Here is a 21,908-nt window from a genome sequence, read left to right on the forward strand (position 1 = left end):
TCGAAATTATATCGAGAACACTTTATGGTAAGATTTCTCTAATTCAATTTTCTTAATTTTAATCGAAAAAAATATTAGAAGTGACACAGCATTTCATAAACGTTATATTACCAATTCCAATTCAGAAAACCTTTACGTATTCTGTAACAGAAGAAGAAGCAAATTTCTTGCAAAAAGGTATGCGTGTGGCTGTTTCCTTTGGCACAACGAAAATGTATACAGCATTGGTTTTCGAGGTTCACACAACAGTACCCACTTTATATGAGGCGAAAGAAATTAACCAAATTTTAGATGAAAAACCTTTGGTAAATGAGCAACAACTAAAACATTGGAGCTGGATTGCCAATTACTATATGTGTTCTTTGGGAGATGTGTATAGAGCCTCTTTACCTTCTGCTTTTTTGTTAGAAAGCGAAACTATTGTGTATAAAAACGAAGCTTTTACAGATGAAACTGTTTTAGAAGATGACGAATTTTTAATTTTTGAAGCATTGCAACATCAATCGCAATTAACCATACATCAAGTTGCAGATATTTTAGGTAAGAAAAAAGTAATGCCAACTGTAAATGAACTGATTAAAAAATCGGCAATTTATATTAAAGAAGAAATTTACGAACAATACAAACCAAAATTGGTAAAATATGTTCGTTTGCATACAGATTATAATTCAGACGCTTCTTTAAATACACTTTTAGAAGAACTTTCAAGAGCAAAAAAGCAACGAGAAGCAGTGTTGACTTTCTTTCAACTTTCAACAACTAAAAAACCAATAAAAGCAAAAGATTTAGAAGAAAAGGCAAATGTTTCTTCATCTATTTTAAAATCGTTGGTTGATAAAAATATCTTAGAATTTTATCACATTCAAACAGATAGGATTAGTTTTAAAGGAGATACCAACGATTTAAAGCAACTAAATGAATTTCAGCAAATTGCTTTAAAAGAAATTAAAAAGACGTTTAAAGAAAAAGACGTAACACTTTTTCACGGAATTACAAGTTCTGGAAAAACCGAAGTTTATACAAAATTAATGCAAGAGGTTTTGGACGCTGGAAAACAAGTTTTGTTTTTATTACCAGAAATTGCATTAACCACACAAATAATTACACGTTTACAGGTTTATTTTGGAAATCAAATTTCTGTATTTCACTCGAAATATTCTATGAACGAAAGAGTAGAAGTATGGAATAATGTGTTGGAAAATAAATCGAAAGCCCAAATAATTTTAGGCGCTCGTTCTTCTATATTTTTGCCTTTTTCTAATTTAGGTTTAATTGTGGTAGACGAAGAACACGAAACTTCTTACAAACAATTCGAGCCTTCTCCAAGATACAATGCACGAGATGCTGCGATTGTTTTATCGAAAATTCATAAAGCAAAAATTTTGTTAGGTTCTGCAACTCCGTCTTTGGAAAGCTATTTTAATGCAGAACAAAAAAAGTATGGTTTTGTGAAGTTAAATAGACGTTTTGGAAATGTGCAATTGCCAAAAATAGAACTGATTGATGTTAAAGAAAAACATCGAAAAAAGGAAATGAAAGGTCATTTTTCGGATAGAATGCTCAAATTAATTCAGGAAGCTTTAAACGAAAAAGAACAAATAATTTTATTTCAGAATAGAAGAGGGTTTTCGCCAGTTGTTGAGTGTAAAACATGTGGAATTTCACCTCAATGCCCAAATTGCGATGTTTCTTTAACGTTTCATAAATTCCGACACGAATTGCGTTGCCATTATTGCAATTACCAACGTGCAATGCCAAATTCTTGTGGCTCTTGTGGAAGCAATACGTTAGATACCAAAGGTTTTGGAACCGAACAAATAGAGTTAGAATTAAAAGAGTTATTTCCCGATTTTAAAATTGGAAGAATGGATTTAGATACGACTCGTGGAAAATTCGGCTATCAAAAAATAATTGGTGCTTTTGAAGCTAGAGAAATAGATATTTTAGTGGGCACACAAATGTTATCTAAGGGATTAGATTTCGATAATGTTACTTTGGTGGGAATTTTAAATGCAGATTCTGTGTTGAATTTTCCTGATTTTAGAGCACACGAAAGAGCGTATCAATTAATGGTGCAAGTTTCTGGAAGAGCAGGAAGAAGTAAAAAGCAAGGAAATGTAGCCATACAAACCTACAATCCTTATCATCAAATATTACAACAAGTTTCTACGACAAATTATACAGCAATGTATAAAGAACAGTTGCAAGAACGTTGGCAATATAAATATCCACCTTATTATAGGTTGATAAAAATAACACTAAAACATAGAGATTACAACAAAGTAGATACAGGAATCAATTGGTTATTTAAAGCATTATATCATTCTTTTGGAGAAAATGTTTTAGGCCCAACTGCGCCTGCTGTTGCTAGAATTCGGAATCAATATATTAAGAATTTAGTGATTAAAATTCCACCAAAACAGAATTTAGCAAATACAAAAGCACAAGTTACCAAGATTAAAAATACGTTTGAGGCAGTTAAAGACTTTAGACCTATTCGTTTTATTTTGGATGTGGATGCGTATTAGGTTTGTTGTTGGTTTCTAGTTGATAGTTTCTTTATTGTTTTACTTTATTGAAAACTATTAACTTAATTTAGGCTTATTCATTAAAAATTATTGTCTTACAACATTTTCCATTTACTATAGAAACCATCAACCATCAACCAATTTTTTTTTTATCTAAGCAACCTTTTTAAAACTTGTGTAGTCTATATATTTGTAAGGCAATAAAATCGCAACCAAGAGGCTTGAAAATTATTAAACTTCATAACGAAAAGTCGCTTATTAAAAAAGCGACAAATAACAATAGAGAAGCGCAAAAACAATTGTTTGAGCAGCATTCGCCTAAAATGTTGGGAGTTTGCAGGCAGTATGTAAAAGATTTGCATCATGCAGAAGATTTACTATTACAAGGTTTTTTAAAGGTTTTTACCAACTTACACAAGTTTAAACACGAAGGTAGTTTCGAAGGTTGGATTCGCAGAATAATGGTAAATACCTGTATTTCTTACCTCCGTAAAAAAAATGTAGTCGATGTATTTGACGAAGAGTATGTTTTTAATGATGCAGCCACACAAAGTTTAGAAAACACTTCTGTAGAAGACATTCAAAAACTAATAGATACCTTGCCAGAAGGTTACAAAATGGTGTTTAATTTATACGCCATAGAAGGGTATAAACATCAGGAAATTGCTGCCAAATTAGGCATTTCTGAAAGTACATCGAAATCGCAATTATTTAAAGCACGTAAATTATTGCAACAGAATTATATAATAATGAATAAAACAATTCATGAAAACAAATAAGTTATACAACAACGTAAAAAAGAAGCTCGAGAACAGAACGATACAACCATCAATTTCTGCTTGGGAACGTTTATCTACACAATTAGATGAGCAACCAAAGCAAAAAAAGAAAGACAGTTTTTTTTATATTGGTTATGCAGCAAGCATTTTGGCATTAATTTCTATAGGTATTTATCTTTTTTCTAAGGATGATGAAATGGTAACTCCAAAACAAATTATTGTAGAAGAAAGTATCGATACAACTTCAATAAAAAATAAAATTGATGAACTATTTAATGAAGTTCCCGCAGAAAAAGTAATTGTTGAAAAGGATAAAATAGAGGAGGAGTCAGTAAAAAAAGAGATTTCTAAAGATAATGCGATTGCGAAAAATGTGAAGCAACCTGAAAATAAAAAAGAAAAAAATATTTTAGATAATAGAAAATCATCATCAAAAAAACTTCAAAATAATTCATCAATAATTGCAAAAGTTGAAGAAAATAGTAATATAATTTCAAATTCTGATGTTCCAGAAATAAATGCAAATTCATCAAAAACAAATTCAAAAACCACAAACAGTCGCATTAAAGTAAGTAGCGAAGATTTGTTATATGCAGTCACACATTCCGAAAGCGAAGTAAAAAGATATTATGCGAAATATAATGTAACCAAGGAAGATGTTTTAAAAACGATTAAAAGTGAGCTCAAAAAATCGAATTTAAAAGTAAATCCAGAAACCATTTTAGCAGAAGTAGAACGTAATATTGGCGAGGATACTTTTCAGAATAACTTTTTAAATACTTTAAAGAATAAAATAGCAAATATCGCGATTGCAATTGCAAATAGAAATAATTAAAAAAAAATTAAAACATAAAATATCATGAAAAGAATACTACTAATAATAATGGTGTTGTTTACAACAACAATCGCCACAGCACAAACAAAAACATTCGAGAAAGAAGTTCTAAAAATTTCTAAAAGAATCGATTTGATTACAAAGACACAAAAAGATTCTTTAAAAATGAAGGTAATAGAAATTGATAAAAAGTTAAAAAAAGGAGAAATTACAAAGTCTACAGCAGATACTTTAAAAAAGGAAATTGCCAGCTATCATGCCAAACAAATAGAACAAAAAGTTGGCGAACAAGAAAGATTACTACAATTATTGGTGCAAGACAAAACAAACGGAAAAATTGTAAGTGCTTCAGAAAACGATCTTTCAGAAGACGAAGTAAATACATTTACCATTGGAAGCAAAGTATTTCGTTTTACAGTTAATGAAGATGAAACCAGAGAGAAAAAAAGAAAAAAAAGAAAGAGAAACAGAGGTTTAAGTAATAAAACCACTAGTCAATTTGTTTTTGCAATGGGAGTAAATAATGTGTTAGCAAATAATAAAATATCTTCTTTAAATAATTCTGAATACAAATTTTGGCAATCGCATTTTTATGAATTGGGTTTTACTTGGAAAACACGTTTAACGAAAAGACCATCTCAATTATACTTTAAATATGGAGTTTCCTTTTTGTGGAATAATTTACGATTAAAAAATAATCAATACCATATTAAAAATGGAGATGTTACCGAAATTAAAACCTTTCCAGAAAATTTATTAGAAAGTAGATTACGACATGTTCAAATGAATTTTCCAATGCATATTGAGTGGGATTTATCAAAAAACAAAAAATATAAAGATGGTTATGTTCACGACAGAACAAACAGATCTGTACGTTTGGGAGTTGGAGGTTTCGTAGGTTTTAAATTAGGAACCAGACAATATTTAGAATATAAAGATAATAGTGGAGTAGAAAAAACCCAAGTAGCATACGATAATTTTAATATGAACACCGTTAATTATGGTTTAAGTGCATTTTTAGGCTATAAATCTACCAGTTTTTATGTGAAATACGATTTAAATCCGTTATTTAAAGACACAGAAACAAGAAATATTTCTATGGGAATTCGTTTAGATTTAAATTAAACGAATTACTTTTAAAAACCAATATTTTAGACGTTGGTTTTTTTGTTGGCTTCCCATTTTTTTCTTAAGTCGTTAGATAATATACTGGAGCCATCGTGTTTCCAGCCAGGAGGTTTTAGTAAATATAAAAACCTGTTTTTAAGAGATATTTTTGGAGTAAAAAAATCTTTAAACATAGCATACCATTCTATAAAGGCAATTTTTACAGGATTGTATGTATTAATATTGGCAACCAAACCATAAACAGGTTTTTCTACTTCTGGTTCAAAAGTTTTAAATAATCGATCCCAAATAATAAAAATTCCTGCATGGTTTCTGTCTAAATATTGTGGGTTGGTTGCATGATGCACTCTATGATGACTTGGTGTGTTAAAAACGGCTTCAAACCATTTGGGCATTTTGTTTATTAATTCTGTATGAATCCAATATTGGTAAATTAAACTAATAGACATTTGTACTAAAACCATTATTGGATGAAAACCTATTAAAATTAATGGAACCCAAAAAATAAAAGTATAAAAACTACCAGACCAAGTTTGCCTTAAAGCTGTACTTAAATTGTATTTTTTAGAAGAATGATGTACAACATGGCTTGCCCAAAAGAACCTACTTTCATGGCTAATTCTATGAAACCAATAATAACAGAAATCATCCGCAAATAAAAGAAGAATCCATGCCCACCAAGTAAAAGGAATTTCGAATAGATGATAAAAATTATAAATAAGATAAAAAAAGCTTAGCATAATGCCTTTTGTAAATAAACCAATAGCAACATTTCCTAAACCCATTAAAATAGAGGTTCCAGAATCTCTAAACTCATAATCATCTAACTTTACTTTTACCGTTAAAATTACTTCAATAACAATAGTAATTACAAAGAAAGGAATTGCATAATGAATTAAGTTGGGTATTTCAGGTACTTGCATATTCGTATTTTTTTTTGGTAAATTACAAAAATGAATAAATTATATTGAGCAAAATATACTTTTAAATATAAAAAAGTTATTATATTTGCACCCTTAAAAATAAACAAAATATTTAATTTATGAATCATTACGAAACTGTTTTCATTTTAAATCCCGTTTTATCTGATACTCAGATAAAGGAGACAGTACAAAAGTTCGAAGATTATTTAGTTTCCAAAGGAGCTGAAATAGTCGCTAAAGAAGATTGGGGCTTAAAGAAATTAGCGTATCCAATTCAAAAGAAAAAAAGTGGTTTTTATCACTTAATTGACTTTAAAATTGCAGGAGAAGAAATTGCTGCGTTTGAATTAGAGTTTAGAAGAGACGATAGCGTTATGCGTTATTTAACTGTAAAGCTAGACAAACATGCAGAAGCTTGGGCAGAAAAAAGAAGAGAACGTGTTAAATCTACTAAAAAATAAGAAATGGCATCCATAGAACAACAAGCAAAAGGTGGTAAATCTGCAGACGTTAGGTATTTAACGCCATTAGATATAGACACTAAAAAAGAAGCAAAATACTGTAGATTTAAGAAAAAAGGTATCAAGTATATCGATTATAAAGATGCAGACTTTTTAATGTATTTAGTAAACGAGCAAGGTAAAATTTTACCAAGACGTTTAACAGGAACATCATTAAAATATCAACGTAAAGTAGCGCAGGCAATTAAAAGATGTCGTCATTTAGCGTTAATGCCTTATGTTGGAGATTTACTAAAATAATAAAGACGTAAGACATGGAATTGATATTAAGACAAGACGTAGAAAACTTAGGATTTAAAGACGATGTTGTAGACGTTAAAAACGGATATGGTAGAAACTTTTTAATCCCAACTGGGCAAGCTGTTTTAGCTACTTCTTCTGCAAAGAAAGTTTTAGCAGAGAACTTAAAGCAAAGAGCTTATAAAGAATCTAAATTAATAGACGATGCTAACAAAATAGCAGAAGAAATTAAAGGATATGAAATTAAAATTACATCTAAAACTGGTTCAGGAGATAAATTATTTGGTTCTGTAAACAATATAGATTTAGCTGCAGCATTAGCAAAAGCAGGAACAGAAATTGATAAGAAATTTATTAAAGTTGTTGGTGGTTCTGTTAAAAGATTAGGTAAATACGAAGCTTCTGTAAGGTTACATAGAGCAGTAGTAGCAGATATTACTTTTGAAGTAGTTTCTGAATAATTTACTTTAAATTTATTAAAAAAAGCTCGTTAGAAATAACGGGCTTTTTTTTACTTCCAGCTTCCAACTTCCAACTTAAAATGAAATACAGACAACTCACCAAAGAACAATTCGAAAGTTTACACGAAGAATTTGCACGTTTTTTAGCATCACAAAGTATCGATGCAAAAGAATGGAACCAAATTAAAGCAGAAAAACCTGCAGTGGCAGAAGAAGAAATGAATATTTTTTCTGATGTTGTTTGGGACGACGTTTTAACCAAAGTTAAATATGTAGAGCATTTTTCGAAAACTTCTGCAAACCTTTTTAAATGCGACGAAGAGGAAATACACAGAATCGCTATTAAAATAAATTGGAACATCAATTTATTGGAACAAAAAGGATTTGAGTGGCTAATGCAAAATCCTATGGATAATTCTGTGGAGATATTTAAAGGCTCAAAACCTTATAATAACGAGAGAAATACAGAAATTTTCGATTTAATAGAAAAAGGAAGTTCTATTTCGCAAGGAGAAATTTTCGAGTATTTTAATCAGTTGATTTCTTAATTCTCCTGCAAGGTTTTAAAGACTTTGTAGGTATAAATTCTGATGTTTTTTTTGGAGCTATTCCTGCTTTCGCTACTCGCTTTTTTTGCCAGAAAACTGGCAAAAAAGAGCTCAAACAGACCACTCAATCAGGGCTAGACTTGTTTGCAAACTTTTTGTCAATTCCTTTCAGGTAAATGCTTGTAAAGTAAATACAATATGGATTCCTGTTGGAATTTATCTTGATCGAAGTCGAAAGGCAGGAATAACAAATTAACCCAACAACTTCAACAATTTATCCGTTCCAGAACTTGCAATATCACTAATAATCGTTAAATTGTTAAAATCGTTTTTAGAAACAGAAGGTTTTGGGTCTATAAAGTAAATGGCTGTATTGGGTTTTACGTAATTTACCAAACTTGCAGCAGGATACACTTGCATAGAGGTTCCAATAATTACTAAAATATCTGCGGTTTGGGTGATTTCTAAAGCTTTGTCTAACATAGGTACCATTTCTCCAAACCAAACAATATGTGGCCTTAACTGACTTTTATTTTTACATAAATCTCCTAAAACCAACTCTTTTTTCCATTCTAAAATATCATTTTCGTGCTTAGAACTTCTCACTTTTAATAATTCTCCATGTAAATGCGTAACATTCTTACTCCCAGCTCTTTCGTGTAAATCATCCACATTCTGAGTGATAATTTCAACATGAAAATCTTGCTCAAATGCAACTAAATTAAAATGCGCTTTGTTAGGGGAAACTTCTAATAACTGCTTTCTACGTTCATTATAAAAATTTAAAACCAATTTAGGATTTCTTGCAAAACCTTCTGGAGTTGCAACTTCCATAACATCATGCCCTTCCCACAAACCATCTGCATCTCTAAACGTATTTATGCCACTTTCCGCAGAAATTCCTGCACCTGTTAAAACAACTATTTTTTTCATCAATTAAAATGTTTTGTAAATTGTATTTAGAGTAAAAATAATAGTTTTAAGTTTGTTTTATGATAGATGAAAAATTATTAACCTATTTCGAAGGTTTTTTAACAGAAAAAAGAAAATCACTCTTCAAAAGAATTTTAGAAGACAGAACAAGACATTTTACAGTCGTTTTAGAGGATATTTATCAAGCACACAATGCAAGTGCAGTGGTTAGAACTTGCGATATTTTTGGAGTGCAAGATGTACACGCAATCGAAAATAAATACACAAATAAAGTTTCTAGACATGTTGCAAAGGGTTCTCAGAAATGGCTGAGTCAGTATAACTATAGAGAAGATGGAGATAACACAAAAGAATGTTTACATAAACTAAAACAAGAGGGTTATAAAATTATTGCAACCACGCCACACAACGATTCTTGTTTATTACAGGATTTTGATATTTCAAAAAAATCGGCTTTTGTATTTGGGGTAGAAAAGGAGGGAGTTTCCGAAACTGTGAAAGAACAAGCAGACGGATTTCTAAAAATACCAATGGTAGGTTTTACAGAAAGTTTAAATATTTCTGTAGCAGCTGCAATTATTTTACAAGATGTAACTACGAAACTTCGAAATTCTAATGTGAAATGGCAGTTATCAACAAAAGAAAAAGAAATTTTGTATTTTAATTGGGTAAAAAAGACCATTAAAAATGTCGATAAAATTGAAGAACGTTATCATCACAATTTAGAATAATGAACCCAAAAGTAGCAGAATACCAACATAAGAATAATACATATTTTTTTCATTTTTAAGGTGTAATTACTTTTCTAATTTATAAACAATTTAATACCATAGCTTTTTTATCTTTGCAATATGAGTGATTTTAAAAACCTATTTAAAACATTACAAGAAAGTTTAAAAAACGATGTGTTTGTAAAACTAACTTTAAGCAAGGCTTTAAGAAAGAGCGAAGGTTTGTTAAATGTGTATATGCGTTTACAAATTATTGAAGGAAAACAAGTTTTTGAGTTTAAATATCGTTATAAAAATGAAGAAAAATACAAGCATTTTTTTATAGAAGAAGCAATTGCAGAAATAAAAAAATTATTACTCAATACTTTTAGAACAGGAACTCTATTCACTTTAAACGAAGATTTAATTGTGTTAGTTTCTAAAAAGAAATTGGTTTCTTACCGAGAAAATTACCCAAGTTTTAAAAACAAGTTACCAGAAATTGCCCCTCAAAAATTATAATTTTATCTTTTTAAAGTAAATTGATCTTTAATATTCTGTATATCTTTTTCTGAAATATTTTTGGCAGATTTTTTTATTTTTTTTATAAAAGAAGCTACTTCCTCAACACTTGCTGGGCCTCCCAAATTTTGATTCTTATCATTAAAAGAATCTGTAATTAAATTTAAATTAGCATCTAAAATTACCCAAAAAGGCAAACCAGCTTTATCTCCACCATATTTTTTTAATAATTCTGTGGAACCAGGATTCTCTAAATGTTTATTTTTTTTAGATTCTTTAACTACAATAGGTACAATTACATAATTATTATTAAAGAATTCTCTAGTTCCTTTCGCTTTTATGTCTTTTGTCATTTTATGACACCAACCACACCAAGAAGCTTCAAATTTTATAAAAATAGCTTTTCCTTCTTTTTGAGCAGTTGTTTTTGCTTCGTTTAAAAGCTCGTCAGTAGATTTTTGAGAAAAAGCATTTAAAGAGATAAATGCAAATAAAAGAGTGTTAAGTGTTATTTTTTTTAAAACCATTGGGTATATTTTAGACATTAAAAGAAATACATTTATATTAAATATATTTAAAATATTTGTAACAGACAAACTTAAACTTTAAAAAAACTATTTTTTGTCACAAATGCAAAAATTTCTAATTTTTATTAGTTAAGTATTCAAAAAAAATATCACAAATAAAAACTTTTTGGTGTAATTTTTTATTTTTTAAAATACAAAGTAGTATTCGTGAATTTAACCTTTAAAAATTAAGAATTTCTTATAAAAATTAAACATATTTATCAATATTGATAAATTTTATTAAATTAACTTAAATTTTACAAGTATCCTTTGTATTTTAAAAAATAAAATTAAGATATTTGCATAACAAATAAAATTATGAACTTTATTCAATCACATCATCGTCATTTTTACAATTGCAATCAAGCGATTTAAAAATGTATTGAATAAAAATCAGCATATTTTAAAAACCCGTTTGAGCAAATCAAACGGGTTTTTATTTAAAATCTATTTGCTCAGGCATAAAAAAAATAAAAATAATGAGTAATTTAAGAATTGCAGTACAAAAGTCTGGTAGATTAAATGAAGATTCTATGAATATCTTAAAAGATATCGGAATTTCTATCGACAATGGAAAAGATCAATTAAAAGCAGCTGCCAGAAATTTTCCTGTGGAAGTTTTCTATTTAAGAAATGGCGATATTCCTCAATACTTACGAGATGGAGTAGTAGATGCCGCAATTATTGGAGAAAACATTTTAATAGAAAAAGGCAGTGATTTAGCCTTTATAGAACGTTTAGGATTCTCTAAATGTAAAGTTTCAATCGCTGTTCCAAAAGAATCGAAAGCAAATTCTTTAAAAGATTTAGACGGAAAAAGAATTGCAACTTCGTATCCAGAAACTGTAAGGAAATATTTAAAAGAATACAATTTAGACGCACAATTACATATTATTAATGGTTCTGTAGAAATTGCCCCAAATATTGGTTTGGCAGATGGAATTTGCGATATCGTTTCCAGTGGAAGTACTTTGTTTAAAAATGGATTAAAAGAGATTGAGGTTTTATTAAAATCGGAAGCAGTTTTGGCAGTTTCCCCACAAATTTCTAAGGAAAGAAAAGCGATATTAGATAAAATTCAGTTTAGAATTCAGTCCGTTTTAAAAGGTAGAGAATCTAAATACGTATTATTAAACGCACCAAATAATAAATTAGATAAAATTTTGTCTTTGTTACCAGGTATGCGAAGTCCTACAGTTTTGCCTTTGGCAGAAAAAGGTTGGAGCTCTGTGCATACAGTTGTTACTAAAAATAAATTTTGGGATATTATCGAAGATTTAAAAGCCAATGGAGCAGAAGGAATTTTAGTTTGTCCAATTGAAAAAATGGTGCTTTAATTTTTCGAAAGAAAAAATTAAAATATGTTGAACTTGTTTCAGCATCTAAAGTTTTAAAAGTTGAACAATTTTTTGGGCGTTTTAACGGGCTTTTCACTATATCTTTTTTCAAAAAAGAAAAAAGGATGCTGTTTCAATCCCTAACGCTCACGCAAGTTTAAAAACTTCCTGTAAGGTTTTTAAAACCTTGCAGGTCTAAAAATAAACAATAAATACCTACAAAGTTAACCTTGCAGGAAAAAGATAAAAAATGAATTTTATAAATAATCCACCAAAAAAAGATTGGAGTAAAATCTTAGAAAGACCTACAAAAACTGTCGAGGATATCGAAGGAATTGTAAATGAGGTTTTTATTGAAGTTCAAAAAGAGGGTGACAAAGCCATTTCTAAATACACGCAAAAGTTTGACGATGTTTCTTTAGAAAATAATATAGTTTCTGAAAATGAAATTAAAACAGCTATTTTAGAAGTTTCAAATGAATTAAAAGAAGCAATTAAAGTTGCCTACAAAAATATTACTGTTTTTCACAAAGCTCAAAAAACCGAAAAAGTTTCTGTAGAAACTACAAATGGAGTTTCTTGTTGGCAAGAAAAAAGACCCATTCAAAAAGTAGGTTTGTATATCCCTGGAGGAACTGCACCGCTTTTTTCAACAGTTTTAATGTTGGCGATTCCTGCTCAAATTGCTGGTTGTAAGGAAGTTGTATTATGTTCTCCACCAAATAAAGAAGGGAAAATTCACCCAGCAATCTTATTTACAGCTAATTTATGTGGCGTTACTAAAATTATTAAAGTTGGCGGAATTCAAGCTGTTGCAGGACTTACTTTCGGAACAGAAACAATACCACAAGTATATAAAATTTTCGGGCCAGGAAATCAATTTGTAACTGTTGCAAAACAATTAGCAACAAAATACGGAGTGGCCATAGATATGCCAGCAGGTCCAAGTGAATTATTAGTAGTTGCAGACGATACTGCAAATGCAAGTTATGTGGCTTCCGATTTATTGAGTCAGGCAGAACATGGAGCAGACAGTCAGGTTATTTTAGTTTCTACTTCAAAAAAGCTAATAAATAAAGTTTCGAATGAGATACAAAAACAACTCTTAAATTTGCCAAGAATAGCAATTGCTACAAAAGCCATTGCAAATTCTAAATCTATTTTTGTTAAAAATGATGCAATTGCTTTAGAGTTGATTAATAAATATGGCCCAGAACACTTTATTGTTTGTACAAATAATAACAATTTTTATATAAATCATATCGAAAATGCAGGTTCTGTATTTATTGGAAATTATACACCAGAAAGTGCAGGAGATTATGCATCAGGAACCAACCATACATTACCAACAAATGGGTTTAGTAAAGCGTATTCTGGCGTAAATTTAGATAGTTTTACAAAAAGTATTACTTTTCAAAAAATAACAAAAGAAGGAATTTTAAATATTGGAAATTCTATAGAGTTAATGGCAGAAGCAGAAGGTTTACAGGCTCATAAAAATGCAGTTTCAATTCGTTTAAAAGAGTTATAAAATTAGTGTAACATTTTTCGCAAAAACTAGTCTTTTAAGTATGAAATCAACCTTTAATATAAACAATTTAGTAAGGCAAAATATTAAGAATATTACACCTTATTCGTCAGCTAGAGATGAATATAAAGACATTTCTACTGATCAAATGATCTTTTTAGATGCCAATGAAAACCCTTTTGAAAATGGTGTAAATAGGTATCCTGATCCGCAACAAATTAGCGTAAAGAAAAACATTTCTAAATGTAAAAATATAGATGAAAAAAACATCCTTTTAGGAAATGGAAGTGACGAAGTTTTAGACTTAATTTTTAGAGCTTTCTGTGAGCCAAAAGAAGATAATGTAATAACATTGCCACCAACTTATGGAATGTACTCGGTTTTGGCAAATATCAACAATATAGAAAATAGAAAAATTTTATTAGATGAAGAGTTTCAACCTAAAATTGAAAAAATTCTAAGTGCGATTGATACTCATACAAAAATTTTATTTTTATGTTCACCAAATAATCCAACAGGAAATTGTTTTTCAGAAGATAAAGTAATTAAATTGCTAAAGAAATTTAACGGTTTGGTGGTTATAGATGAAGCGTATATCGATTTTTCTGAACAAGAAGGTTGGTTAAAAAAGATTAAAAAATTCCCGAATTTAATCATCACTCAAACACTGTCAAAAGCTTATGGTTTGGCAGGTATTCGATTAGGAGTTTGTTATGCATCAAAAGAAATTATTAAAATTCTAAATAACATAAAACCACCATACAATGTAAACGAGCTAACGCAGCAAAAAGCAGTAGAACGTTTACATAATTATGAAGATGTTAGAAATGAAATTTCACAACTAATTAGCGAAAGAAAAAGATTAAAATACGAATTAGAATGTTGTGTTAGTTATATTGAAAAAGTGTATCCTTCTGAAGGTAATTTTTTATTAATTAAGGTAGATGATGCCAATAAACGCTACAATCAATTATTAGAATATGGAGTTGTTGTTCGTAATAGAAGCACACAACCACTGTGTAAAAATTGTTTGAGAATTAGTGTTGGTATTTTAGAAGAAAATTTAAAATTGATTCGTGCTTTAAAGGCGATTCAGTAAAATAGAATAATCTTAAAATAAGTTTAGGATTATATAACAAAGTTATATGAAGAAAGTATTATTTATAGACAGAGATGGCACTTTGGTGTTAGAACCACCAGTAGATTATCAATTAGATAGTTTAGAAAAGTTAGAATATTACCCCAAAGTATTTCAATATATGGCAAAAATTGCCAAAGAATTAAACTACGAATTGGTAATGGTTACCAACCAAGATGGTTTAGGAACAGCTTCTTTTCCTGAAGATACTTTTTGGCCTGCTCAAAATAAAATTATAACTGCTTTCGAAAAAGAAGGCGTTGTTTTTTCTGAAATATTGATAGATAAAACCTTTCCACATGAAAATGCTCCAACACGAAAACCAAGAACAGGTTTACTAAAAAAGTATTTTTCTAAAGAGTATGATTTAGAAAATTCGTTTGTTTTAGGAGACAGAATTACAGACATGGAGTTGGCGAAGAATTTAGGGGCAAAAGGTATTTATTTATCTGAAGATCCAGAATTAGGAGCAGATGAAATAGAAACATCTAAACAAGAAATTTTAAACTGTATTGCATTAACAAGTACAGATTGGCAAGCAATTTATGAGTTTTTAAAGTTAGAAGATAGGGTTGCAGAAATTACCAGAAACACGAATGAAACGAAAATTTACATCAAACTAAATTTAGATGGTTCTGGAAAAAACAATATTTCTACAGGTTTACACTTTTTCGACCATATGTTAGACCAAATTGGGAGACATGGTGCTATGGATTTAACCATTAAAGTAGATGGCGATTTAGAAGTAGATGAACACCACACCATCGAAGATACCATGATTGCTTTTGGAGAATTGTTTAACAAAGCATTAGGCAATAAATTAGGAATTGAAAGATATGGTTTTTGTTTGCCAATGGACGATTGTTTAGCGCAAGTTGCAGTAGATTTTGGTGGAAGAAATTGGTTAGAATGGAATGCAGAATTTAAAAGAGAAAAAATAGGAGATATGCCAACAGAAATGTTTTTTCACTTGTTTAAATCGTTTACGGATGGTGCAAAATGTAATTTAAATATTAAAGCTGAAGGCGTTAACGAACATCATAAAATTGAAGGAATTTTTAAAGCTTTTGCAAAAGCAATGAAAATGGCTGTAAAAAGAGATTCAAATAAGATGTTTTTACCATCTACAAAAGGAATGCTTTAAAAGAGTGTTGAATTCTAAATTTTTAGTTTTAAGTGAGTTATGCTTAAAACTAAACACTAAAAATTAAAAACTAATTATGAAACTCATAATTATAAATTACGGAGCAGGAAATATAAAAAGCATTCAGTTTGCTTTTAAAAGATTAGGAGTGGAGGCTATTCTATCAAATAATATCGATGAAATTAGAAAGGCTGATAGAGTAATTTTTCCAGGAGTTGGAGAAGCAAGTTCTGCAATGAAAATGCTAAAAAAAAGCGGATTAGACAAAATTATTCCGACTTTAAAACAACCTGTTTTAGGCATTTGTTTAGGAATGCAATTAATGTGTAATTCATCTGAAGAAGGAAACACAAAAGGATTGGGTATTTTTAATGTAGATGTAAAAAGGTTTTCAAATGCAGTAAAAGTTCCACAAATGGGCTGGAATGTTATTTATGATTTAAAGTCAGATTTATTCAAAGAAATTAAAGACAAAGAATTTATGTATTTGGTACATAGTTTTTATGTAGAAAACTGTGTAGAATCGATTGCAACAACAGATTATGAAATTGAATATGCATCCGCTTTAAAAAAGGATAATTTTTACGGAGTTCAGTTTCATCCAGAGAAAAGTGGAGTAGAAGGAAGTAAGATTCTTGAAAATTTCTTAAAGTTAAAAGTTTAATATTAAATATTAGAATTCAGCTATGAAAAATCAAATAATATTAAGAACAAAAAACTTTGCTCTAGATTGTTGGAAGTTTTGTTTTAAAGTTCCAAAGTCAAGAGAATACAATGCTTTTGTAAATCAATTAATTAGAAGTTCAAGTTCAGTAGGTGCAAACTATAGAGCATCGCAAAGAGCAAAATCAACAGCAGATTTTATTAATAAATTAAAAATTGTTGAAGAAGAAGCTGATGAAAGTGTGTATTGGTTAGAAATTTTCGAAGAAGTTTCACCTCAATACGAAGAAGAAGTAATAAAATTGAAAAAAGAAGGTACTGAATTATTAGCTATTATTGTAGCATCTATAAATACAGCCAAAAGAAATCAAAAGAAAAATAATATTAGAAGTTAGATTTAAAATATTAAAGTTTAAATGTTTGTTACTTTTTTAACTTTTAATATCTAATATTCAACTTTTTATATTTAATATATAAAATATGAGAATAATACCAGCAATAGACATCATTGAAGGAAAATGTGTTCGACTCACAAAAGGCGATTACAATACAAAGAAGATTTATAACGAAAATCCGTTAGAAGTAGCCAAAGAATTTGAAGCTTCAGGAATCGAGTATTTACATGTTGTAGATTTAGATGGTGCAAAAGCGAGCGAGATTATCAATCATAAAGTTTTAGAACAAATTGCATCAAAAACCAACTTAAAAATTGATTTTGGTGGTGGTTTAAAGTCTGATAAAGATTTAGAAATTGCTTTTAATTCTGGTGCAAATCAAATTACAGGAGGTAGTATAGCTGTAAAAAATCCTACAATTTTCGAAAGTTGGATTTCTAGATATGGCTCCGAAAAAATTATTTTAGGTGCCGATTTTTATCCAGATAATTCTGGTGGAAAAATAGCAACCAATGGTTGGCAAGAAGAAAGTTCTTTGGCATTGATTCCTTTTATTGCAAATTATCAGAAAAAAGGAATTCAATATGTAATTTGTACAGATATTTCTAAAGACGGCATGTTACAAGGTCCGAGTTTTGAAATTTATAAGGAAATATTGTCAGTTAGAGCGCAGTCGAGAACTAATAATGACCTTTCAACTGCGTTAAAGGAGACAGGTCCATTAAAACTAATAGCATCTGGAGGAATTTCAACTTTTGATGAAATCCCAAAACTAGCAGAAAATGGTTGCGAAGGTGTAATTATTGGAAAAGCGATTTACGAAAATAAAATTAGCTTAAAACAGTTAGAAAAATTTATAGTTGATGGTTTATAGTTTGTAGTTGATGGTCTCTACTTTCAAAACCACAAACCAACAACCAACAACCAACAACCAAAGAGCAAATGTTAACAAAAAGAATAATACCTTGTTTAGATATTAAAAACGGAAGAACTGTAAAAGGTGTAAATTTCGTTAATTTAATTGATGCTGGAGATCCTGTAGCTTTAGCAAAACAATATGCTGATTTAGGTGCAGATGAATTAGTATTTCTCGATATTTCTGCCACTTTAGAGGGTAGAAAAACCATGAGAGAAATGGTTTTAAAAGTTGCAGAACAGGTAAATATTCCATTTACAGTAGGTGGTGGAATTTCTACTGTAGAAGATGTAGATGTATTGCTACAATGTGGTGCAGATAAGGTCTCTATAAACTCATCAGCAATAAAAAGACCAGAATTAATAAACGAATTGGTAGATAAATTTGGTAGCCAATGTGTGGTGGTTGCCATTGATGCGAAGCAAATTAAAGGAAAATGGTTTGTGCATTTGGCTGGAGGAACCATTCCTACAGATATTAATTTATTTGATTGGGCAAAAGAAGTCGAAAAACGTGGAGCAGGAGAAATACTATTTACTTCTATGAATAACGATGGAACCAAAGCTGGTTTTGCAAATGAAGCTTTGGCAAAATTATCAACTGAATTAAATATACCAATAATTGCTTCTGGTGGTGCAGGAACTGTGCAACATTTTATAGATACTTTTGTAGAAGGAAAATCGGACGCAGCTTTAGCAGCGAGTGTTTTTCATTTTGGCGAAATTCCTATTTTAGAATTAAAACAAAAATTAAAAGAGAATAATATTCCTGTAAGAATATAAATATTGGTTTTTAGTTAATGGTTACTGATTATTAGTATTATCGGTTAAAACCAAAAACTATCAACCAAAAACCAACAACTATAACTTATGAACATAGATTTCAATAAAAATAACGACGGATTAGTACCAGCAATCATTCAAGATGCCACCACAAAAAATGTGTTAATGTTGGGGTATATGAACGAAGAAGCTTTTACTAAAACACAAGAAACCAAAATAGTAACATTTTTCAGCAGAACTAAAGATAGACTTTGGACCAAAGGTGAAGAAAGTGGAAATGTGTTACATTTAGTCGACATGAAATTAGATTGCGATAACGATACTTTATTAATCTCTGTAAATCCAAAAGGACCAACGTGCCATAAAGGTTCAGATACTTGTTGGAACGAAAAAAATAATGCTAATTATGGCTTTTTTTCAACTTTAGAAAATGTAATCGCAGCAAGAATTGCGAATAAAAACACTAAAAAATCTTATGTGGCAAGTTTATTTGCAAAAGGCATTAATAAAGTCGCGCAAAAAGTAGGAGAGGAAGCTGTGGAAACCGTTATAGAAGCAATGGATACTAACGACGAATTGTTTTTATACGAATCTGCAGATTTACTGTTTCATTATTTAATGTTGTTGCAGGCAAAAGGTTTTACCTTAAAAGATATCGAAGCAGAATTGATGAAAAGACAAAAATGAAATTAGTTTTTCATAAAATTTAAAGTCACCAAATACATATCTTGTTTGGTTATTTTTGCTTTTAACCAAGCAAAGAAACTCATCATAAAAATAGCTTCTTTCTCTTTTCGAGTCTAGTTAAAAGAAGTTTCTACTTTGTCTTTAAAATCTTTACTGATACTAATTTCTGGGTTTTTATAATAGATTTCAATCAAACTTCATAAAAGAGATTATTTTCTATTGGTATAACTACTTCAAAAAAGAATTTAATAGATGCATTAATTTACATTAAAGACGATATTTCTGTTTTGGAAAATGTGTTTATAACTGTCACTCCAATTAAAGATTTGGTAAATAAAAATTCAAAAGATTTTAATGACCCTTTAACAATTTAAAACGCATCTTAACAACCCTTTAACGTAACAATACATTCATTTTTAGTAATTTAGAGGTGAACGAAAAAAAATAAATATTATGGGAATTATAAAAGATAATAAGAAATTTAAAAGAACAAAAAATCAAGATAACCCAACAAGCATACATCGTGATTTAAAAGAAAATAAAAAATTTGAGATAATAAACGAAACAATTGTAGAACAAAAAGAAAATAAATAAATTATTTGGTTAGTTAACGATAAAGCCTTCACAAATCTGTGAAGGTTTTTTTATTCTCAATTAAAATTGAAAAGGACTTAATTATAAATGGTAATTTCGCAACTTCTAATACGTAAAGTAATGAAAGCGAATAAATCTCAAATTTTAATTATTATAGCATTTATATCCATTTATGTTATTTGGGGTTCTACCTATTTATTTAACAAGGTTGCAGTAACCGAATTACCACCATTTTTTTTAGCTTGTATTCGTTTTTCCACAGCAGGAGTTTTAATGCTGTTAATTGCCAAAATCTTTGGCTTTAGTTTTAAAATCAATAAAAAGCAAATCTTAAATTCAGCCATTGCATCTTTATTTTTTTTAATTTTAGGAAATAGCGTTTTTGTTTGGGCTTTACAGTTTGTAGATAGTGGCTTTGCTGCGTTAATTGCCTCTACACAACCTTTATTTGTATTGTTAATTTTGCGTTTTATGGACAGAAAACCAATGCAAAAAAAATCGATTATTGGAGTTTGTTTAGGAATTACAGGAATGATTTTATTGGTAAGTCAAAAAGAATTAGTTACTTCAGAAGAAACCATTTTAGGAATCTTGGTAATGTTGGGCTGTGTTTTAGGTTGGAGTTATGGAGGTGTTTTTGTTTCGAAAGCAAGTTTACCAAAAAACTTCTTTGTAAGTACAGGAATACAAATGGTAATTGCTGGTGCTGTTTTAGGAATTTTAAGTCTTTTTTTTCAAGAAAATTGGACTTCTCCTTTCAACTGGAGTGCTAACGTTCAAATATCGATGTTACTATTAATTATTTTGGGCGGAATTGTCGCTTTTACAGCATTTAATTATTTATTAAAAGTAGTTTCAACCGAAAAAGTAGCAACTTCTGCTTATGTAAACCCTGTAATTGCTTTATTTATGGGATGGTATTTTTTAGATGAAAAAATCTCCCTACAATCTATAATTGCTTCTGCAATTTTATTAACAGGTGTTTATTTTATTACCTCCAGAAAAAGAAAAGTAAAAAATGTAACAGGAACTGCTAAAACTTAATTTTTTTTACTGTTGTTGGTTTTTAAATTATAATTTTTGGAATGAGTTCAACAAAAACATATCTACGCAAATTATTAAATCTGTAAACCTTTAACTTTACAACTCTAAAATAAAACTGTGCAAGCAAAAACAATACTAAAAGATTTTCCTAAATTATTAAAGAAAACAGGAAGCAATTGGATAGATAGTGGTCCTTTCGAATTAAGTGCCATTGTTGCCTATTATGCTATTTTATCTTTGCCTGCTTTAATCGTAATTATTTTAAATTTAGTAGGAAACATTTGGGGAAAAGAAATTGTGCAAGGAGAATTGTTAGACGAAATTACAAGTGCTGTCGGAATTCAAACAGCAGAATCTATAAGAGTAATGATGTTAGATAGAGGAGATGAATCTGTCTCTATTTTTACCACAATTATTGGTGTTGGAACACTTATTTATGGTGCAACAGGTGTTTTTTATCAACTACAAGCTGCGTTCGATAAAATATGGAAAGTAAAAGAAAATACAAATACAAACGGATTCTTAAAAATAATTTTCGATCGACTAAAAAGCTTTGGTTTCATTTTAATTATTGGTTTTTTATTGCTAATTAGTTTTGTCTTAACCGCTTTAATTAGTGCATTTAGCAGACGAATAGAAAAGTTTGTGCCAGATAATTTGTTTGAATATATCTATGTTGTAGATTTCTTAATGTCCATCTTATTTATTTATATGTTATTCGCAGCAATGTTTAAATATTTACCAAGTAAAAAAGTACGTTGGCGAGCCGTAAAAGTAGGAGCAGCTTTAACAGCCTTTTTATTTGCAATTGGTAAATATTTGTTGGCTTGGTATTTTAGTGAAATGGAGCCAGCATCTACTTATGGAGCAGCAGGTTCTGTAATTTTAATTATGTTGTGGGTTTCGTATTCGAGTTTAATTCTCTTTTTTGGAGCACATTTTACAAAAGTGTATGCAGATATGTATTTTGAATAACAAAGATGAAG

25 protein-coding genes are annotated in these 21,908 nt (G+C 29.5%); 22 read left to right on the forward strand and 3 right to left on the reverse strand.

Features of this window, described 5'->3' with window-relative positions:
• Nucleotides 1-80: 80 nt before the first annotated feature.
• The 4 genes from priA to J3359_RS02075 all read left to right on the forward strand — a co-directional run bounded on the left by priA (nucleotide 81) and on the right by J3359_RS02075 (nucleotide 5,267).
• Complete coding sequence (gene priA / locus J3359_RS02060; RefSeq protein ID WP_208079096.1) at nucleotides 81-2,528, forward strand: replication restart helicase PriA; 2,448 nt, start codon at nucleotides 81-83, stop codon at nucleotides 2,526-2,528.
• A 221-nt stretch (nucleotides 2,529-2,749) separates the two neighbouring features.
• On the forward strand, nucleotides 2,750-3,307 hold the full coding sequence (locus J3359_RS02065; RefSeq protein WP_208079097.1) for an RNA polymerase sigma factor: 558 nt from the start codon (nucleotides 2,750-2,752) through the stop codon (nucleotides 3,305-3,307).
• Nucleotides 3,294-4,142 carry a hypothetical protein gene (locus J3359_RS02070; protein WP_208079098.1) on the forward strand — a complete coding sequence of 283 codons (849 nt, stop codon included), beginning with the start codon at nucleotides 3,294-3,296 and terminating at the stop codon, nucleotides 4,140-4,142. Before J3359_RS02065 ends, J3359_RS02070 begins: the two co-directional genes overlap by 14 nt.
• 24 nt (nucleotides 4,143-4,166) lie before the next feature.
• A complete protein-coding gene (locus J3359_RS02075) occupies nucleotides 4,167-5,267 on the forward strand; it encodes a hypothetical protein (protein ID WP_208079099.1) in 1,101 nt (366 codons plus the stop codon).
• A gap of 26 nt (nucleotides 5,268-5,293) precedes the next feature.
• Here J3359_RS02075 and J3359_RS02080 read toward each other — a convergent pair whose 3' ends face one another.
• Complete coding sequence (locus tag J3359_RS02080) at nucleotides 5,294-6,193, reverse strand: sterol desaturase family protein (RefSeq protein WP_208079100.1); 900 nt, start codon at nucleotides 6,191-6,193, stop codon at nucleotides 5,294-5,296.
• 119 nt (nucleotides 6,194-6,312) lie between these two features.
• Here J3359_RS02080 and rpsF point away from each other — a divergent pair, with 119 nt between their 5' ends.
• The 4 genes from rpsF to J3359_RS02100 all read left to right on the forward strand — a co-directional run bounded on the left by rpsF (nucleotide 6,313) and on the right by J3359_RS02100 (nucleotide 7,963).
• A complete protein-coding gene (rpsF, locus tag J3359_RS02085) occupies nucleotides 6,313-6,654 on the forward strand; it encodes a 30S ribosomal protein S6 (protein WP_208079101.1) in 342 nt (113 codons plus the stop codon).
• A 3-nt stretch (nucleotides 6,655-6,657) separates the two neighbouring features.
• On the forward strand, nucleotides 6,658-6,954 hold the full coding sequence (rpsR, locus tag J3359_RS02090) for a 30S ribosomal protein S18 (RefSeq protein ID WP_100945395.1): 297 nt from the start codon (nucleotides 6,658-6,660) through the stop codon (nucleotides 6,952-6,954).
• Between the two features lie 14 nt (nucleotides 6,955-6,968).
• Nucleotides 6,969-7,415: a 50S ribosomal protein L9 gene (gene rplI / locus J3359_RS02095; protein WP_208079102.1), complete on the forward strand. Its 447-nt coding sequence runs from the start codon at nucleotides 6,969-6,971 to the stop codon at nucleotides 7,413-7,415.
• A gap of 80 nt (nucleotides 7,416-7,495) precedes the next feature.
• Nucleotides 7,496-7,963 carry a DUF6495 family protein gene (locus J3359_RS02100; RefSeq protein ID WP_208079103.1) on the forward strand — a complete coding sequence of 156 codons (468 nt, stop codon included), beginning with the start codon at nucleotides 7,496-7,498 and terminating at the stop codon, nucleotides 7,961-7,963.
• A 252-nt stretch (nucleotides 7,964-8,215) separates the two neighbouring features.
• On the opposite strand, the gene J3359_RS02105 is transcribed toward J3359_RS02100, so the two are convergent.
• Nucleotides 8,216-8,896, reverse strand: a complete 681-nt coding sequence (locus tag J3359_RS02105; protein ID WP_208079104.1) for an SIR2 family NAD-dependent protein deacylase — start codon at nucleotides 8,894-8,896, stop codon at nucleotides 8,216-8,218.
• Nucleotides 8,897-8,955: 59 nt separating this feature from the next.
• On the opposite strand from J3359_RS02105, the gene J3359_RS02110 reads away from it, so the two are divergent.
• The gene (locus J3359_RS02110) at nucleotides 8,956-9,627 is read left to right on the forward strand and encodes a TrmH family RNA methyltransferase (protein WP_208079105.1); all 672 of its coding nucleotides are present in this window, start codon (nucleotides 8,956-8,958) and stop codon (nucleotides 9,625-9,627) included.
• A 120-nt stretch (nucleotides 9,628-9,747) separates the two neighbouring features.
• A complete protein-coding gene (locus tag J3359_RS02115) occupies nucleotides 9,748-10,128 on the forward strand; it encodes a hypothetical protein (protein ID WP_208079106.1) in 381 nt (126 codons plus the stop codon).
• A gap of 2 nt (nucleotides 10,129-10,130) precedes the next feature.
• On the opposite strand, the gene J3359_RS02120 is transcribed toward J3359_RS02115, so the two are convergent.
• Entirely contained in the window at nucleotides 10,131-10,655 is a 525-nt protein-coding gene (locus tag J3359_RS02120; protein WP_208079107.1) for a thioredoxin family protein, read from the reverse strand.
• Between the two features lie 518 nt (nucleotides 10,656-11,173).
• On the opposite strand from J3359_RS02120, the gene hisG reads away from it, so the two are divergent.
• From hisG to J3359_RS02180, 12 genes are all read left to right on the forward strand, one after another.
• Nucleotides 11,174-12,031, forward strand: a complete 858-nt coding sequence (hisG, locus tag J3359_RS02125; protein ID WP_208079108.1) for an ATP phosphoribosyltransferase — start codon at nucleotides 11,174-11,176, stop codon at nucleotides 12,029-12,031.
• A gap of 250 nt (nucleotides 12,032-12,281) precedes the next feature.
• Nucleotides 12,282-13,562 carry a histidinol dehydrogenase gene (hisD, locus tag J3359_RS02130; protein ID WP_208079109.1) on the forward strand — a complete coding sequence of 427 codons (1,281 nt, stop codon included), beginning with the start codon at nucleotides 12,282-12,284 and terminating at the stop codon, nucleotides 13,560-13,562.
• Between the two features lie 40 nt (nucleotides 13,563-13,602).
• Nucleotides 13,603-14,658 (forward strand): histidinol-phosphate transaminase, encoded by a 1,056-nt coding sequence (hisC, locus tag J3359_RS02135; protein WP_208079110.1) that lies wholly within the window; start codon nucleotides 13,603-13,605, stop codon nucleotides 14,656-14,658.
• A 46-nt stretch (nucleotides 14,659-14,704) separates the two neighbouring features.
• The gene (gene hisB, locus J3359_RS02140) at nucleotides 14,705-15,841 is read left to right on the forward strand and encodes a bifunctional histidinol-phosphatase/imidazoleglycerol-phosphate dehydratase HisB (protein ID WP_208079111.1); all 1,137 of its coding nucleotides are present in this window, start codon (nucleotides 14,705-14,707) and stop codon (nucleotides 15,839-15,841) included.
• 76 nt (nucleotides 15,842-15,917) lie between these two features.
• Nucleotides 15,918-16,505: an imidazole glycerol phosphate synthase subunit HisH gene (gene hisH / locus J3359_RS02145; protein WP_208079112.1), complete on the forward strand. Its 588-nt coding sequence runs from the start codon at nucleotides 15,918-15,920 to the stop codon at nucleotides 16,503-16,505.
• A 22-nt stretch (nucleotides 16,506-16,527) separates the two neighbouring features.
• Nucleotides 16,528-16,899, forward strand: coding sequence for a four helix bundle protein (locus J3359_RS02150; RefSeq protein ID WP_208079113.1), 372 nt, complete (start codon nucleotides 16,528-16,530; stop codon nucleotides 16,897-16,899).
• A gap of 85 nt (nucleotides 16,900-16,984) precedes the next feature.
• Complete coding sequence (hisA, locus tag J3359_RS02155) at nucleotides 16,985-17,773, forward strand: 1-(5-phosphoribosyl)-5-[(5-phosphoribosylamino)methylideneamino]imidazole-4-carboxamide isomerase (RefSeq protein ID WP_208079114.1); 789 nt, start codon at nucleotides 16,985-16,987, stop codon at nucleotides 17,771-17,773.
• Nucleotides 17,774-17,841: 68 nt separating this feature from the next.
• On the forward strand, nucleotides 17,842-18,597 hold the full coding sequence (hisF, locus tag J3359_RS02160) for an imidazole glycerol phosphate synthase subunit HisF (RefSeq protein WP_208079115.1): 756 nt from the start codon (nucleotides 17,842-17,844) through the stop codon (nucleotides 18,595-18,597).
• A gap of 87 nt (nucleotides 18,598-18,684) precedes the next feature.
• Nucleotides 18,685-19,284 carry a bifunctional phosphoribosyl-AMP cyclohydrolase/phosphoribosyl-ATP diphosphatase HisIE gene (hisIE, locus tag J3359_RS02165; RefSeq protein ID WP_208079116.1) on the forward strand — a complete coding sequence of 200 codons (600 nt, stop codon included), beginning with the start codon at nucleotides 18,685-18,687 and terminating at the stop codon, nucleotides 19,282-19,284.
• Between the two features lie 453 nt (nucleotides 19,285-19,737).
• The gene (locus tag J3359_RS02170; protein WP_208079117.1) at nucleotides 19,738-19,878 is read left to right on the forward strand and encodes a hypothetical protein; all 141 of its coding nucleotides are present in this window, start codon (nucleotides 19,738-19,740) and stop codon (nucleotides 19,876-19,878) included.
• Between the two features lie 120 nt (nucleotides 19,879-19,998).
• Nucleotides 19,999-20,922 (forward strand): DMT family transporter, encoded by a 924-nt coding sequence (locus J3359_RS02175; RefSeq protein WP_208079118.1) that lies wholly within the window; start codon nucleotides 19,999-20,001, stop codon nucleotides 20,920-20,922.
• Between the two features lie 117 nt (nucleotides 20,923-21,039).
• The gene (locus tag J3359_RS02180; RefSeq protein WP_208079119.1) at nucleotides 21,040-21,897 is read left to right on the forward strand and encodes a YihY/virulence factor BrkB family protein; all 858 of its coding nucleotides are present in this window, start codon (nucleotides 21,040-21,042) and stop codon (nucleotides 21,895-21,897) included.
• Nucleotides 21,898-21,908: the final 11 nt, after the last annotated feature.

It is taken from the genome of Polaribacter cellanae (assembly GCF_017569185.1).
Taxonomy (GTDB): Bacteria; Bacteroidota; Bacteroidia; order Flavobacteriales; family Flavobacteriaceae; genus Polaribacter; species Polaribacter cellanae.

Bases quoted from the DNA above. Each gene is read 5' to 3' on its own strand.
- hisH (WP_208079112.1), top strand. From the start codon at position 15,918: ATGAAACTCATAATTATAAATTACGGAGCAGGAAATATAAAAAGCATT.
- J3359_RS02075 (WP_208079099.1), top strand. From the start codon at position 4,167: ATGAAAAGAATACTACTAATAATAATGGTGTTGTTTACAACAACAATC.
- hisF (WP_208079115.1), top strand. From the start codon at position 17,842: ATGTTAACAAAAAGAATAATACCTTGTTTAGATATTAAAAACGGAAGA.
- hisIE (WP_208079116.1), top strand. From the start codon at position 18,685: ATGAACATAGATTTCAATAAAAATAACGACGGATTAGTACCAGCAATC.
- J3359_RS02170 (WP_208079117.1), top strand. From the start codon at position 19,738: ATGGGAATTATAAAAGATAATAAGAAATTTAAAAGAACAAAAAATCAA.
- J3359_RS02105 (WP_208079104.1), bottom strand. From the start codon at position 8,896: ATGAAAAAAATAGTTGTTTTAACAGGTGCAGGAATTTCTGCGGAAAGT.
- rplI (WP_208079102.1), top strand. From the start codon at position 6,969: ATGGAATTGATATTAAGACAAGACGTAGAAAACTTAGGATTTAAAGAC.
- hisB (WP_208079111.1), top strand. From the start codon at position 14,705: ATGAAGAAAGTATTATTTATAGACAGAGATGGCACTTTGGTGTTAGAA.
- J3359_RS02175 (WP_208079118.1), top strand. From the start codon at position 19,999: ATGAAAGCGAATAAATCTCAAATTTTAATTATTATAGCATTTATATCC.
- J3359_RS02110 (WP_208079105.1), top strand. From the start codon at position 8,956: ATGATAGATGAAAAATTATTAACCTATTTCGAAGGTTTTTTAACAGAA.
- J3359_RS02115 (WP_208079106.1), top strand. From the start codon at position 9,748: ATGAGTGATTTTAAAAACCTATTTAAAACATTACAAGAAAGTTTAAAA.
- J3359_RS02100 (WP_208079103.1), top strand. From the start codon at position 7,496: ATGAAATACAGACAACTCACCAAAGAACAATTCGAAAGTTTACACGAA.
- hisG (WP_208079108.1), top strand. From the start codon at position 11,174: ATGAGTAATTTAAGAATTGCAGTACAAAAGTCTGGTAGATTAAATGAA.
- J3359_RS02080 (WP_208079100.1), bottom strand. From the start codon at position 6,193: ATGCAAGTACCTGAAATACCCAACTTAATTCATTATGCAATTCCTTTC.
- J3359_RS02070 (WP_208079098.1), top strand. From the start codon at position 3,294: ATGAAAACAAATAAGTTATACAACAACGTAAAAAAGAAGCTCGAGAAC.
- rpsF (WP_208079101.1), top strand. From the start codon at position 6,313: ATGAATCATTACGAAACTGTTTTCATTTTAAATCCCGTTTTATCTGAT.
- J3359_RS02120 (WP_208079107.1), bottom strand. From the start codon at position 10,655: ATGGTTTTAAAAAAAATAACACTTAACACTCTTTTATTTGCATTTATC.
- J3359_RS02150 (WP_208079113.1), top strand. From the start codon at position 16,528: ATGAAAAATCAAATAATATTAAGAACAAAAAACTTTGCTCTAGATTGT.
- hisC (WP_208079110.1), top strand. From the start codon at position 13,603: ATGAAATCAACCTTTAATATAAACAATTTAGTAAGGCAAAATATTAAG.
- hisD (WP_208079109.1), top strand. From the start codon at position 12,282: ATGAATTTTATAAATAATCCACCAAAAAAAGATTGGAGTAAAATCTTA.
- rpsR (WP_100945395.1), top strand. From the start codon at position 6,658: ATGGCATCCATAGAACAACAAGCAAAAGGTGGTAAATCTGCAGACGTT.
- hisA (WP_208079114.1), top strand. From the start codon at position 16,985: ATGAGAATAATACCAGCAATAGACATCATTGAAGGAAAATGTGTTCGA.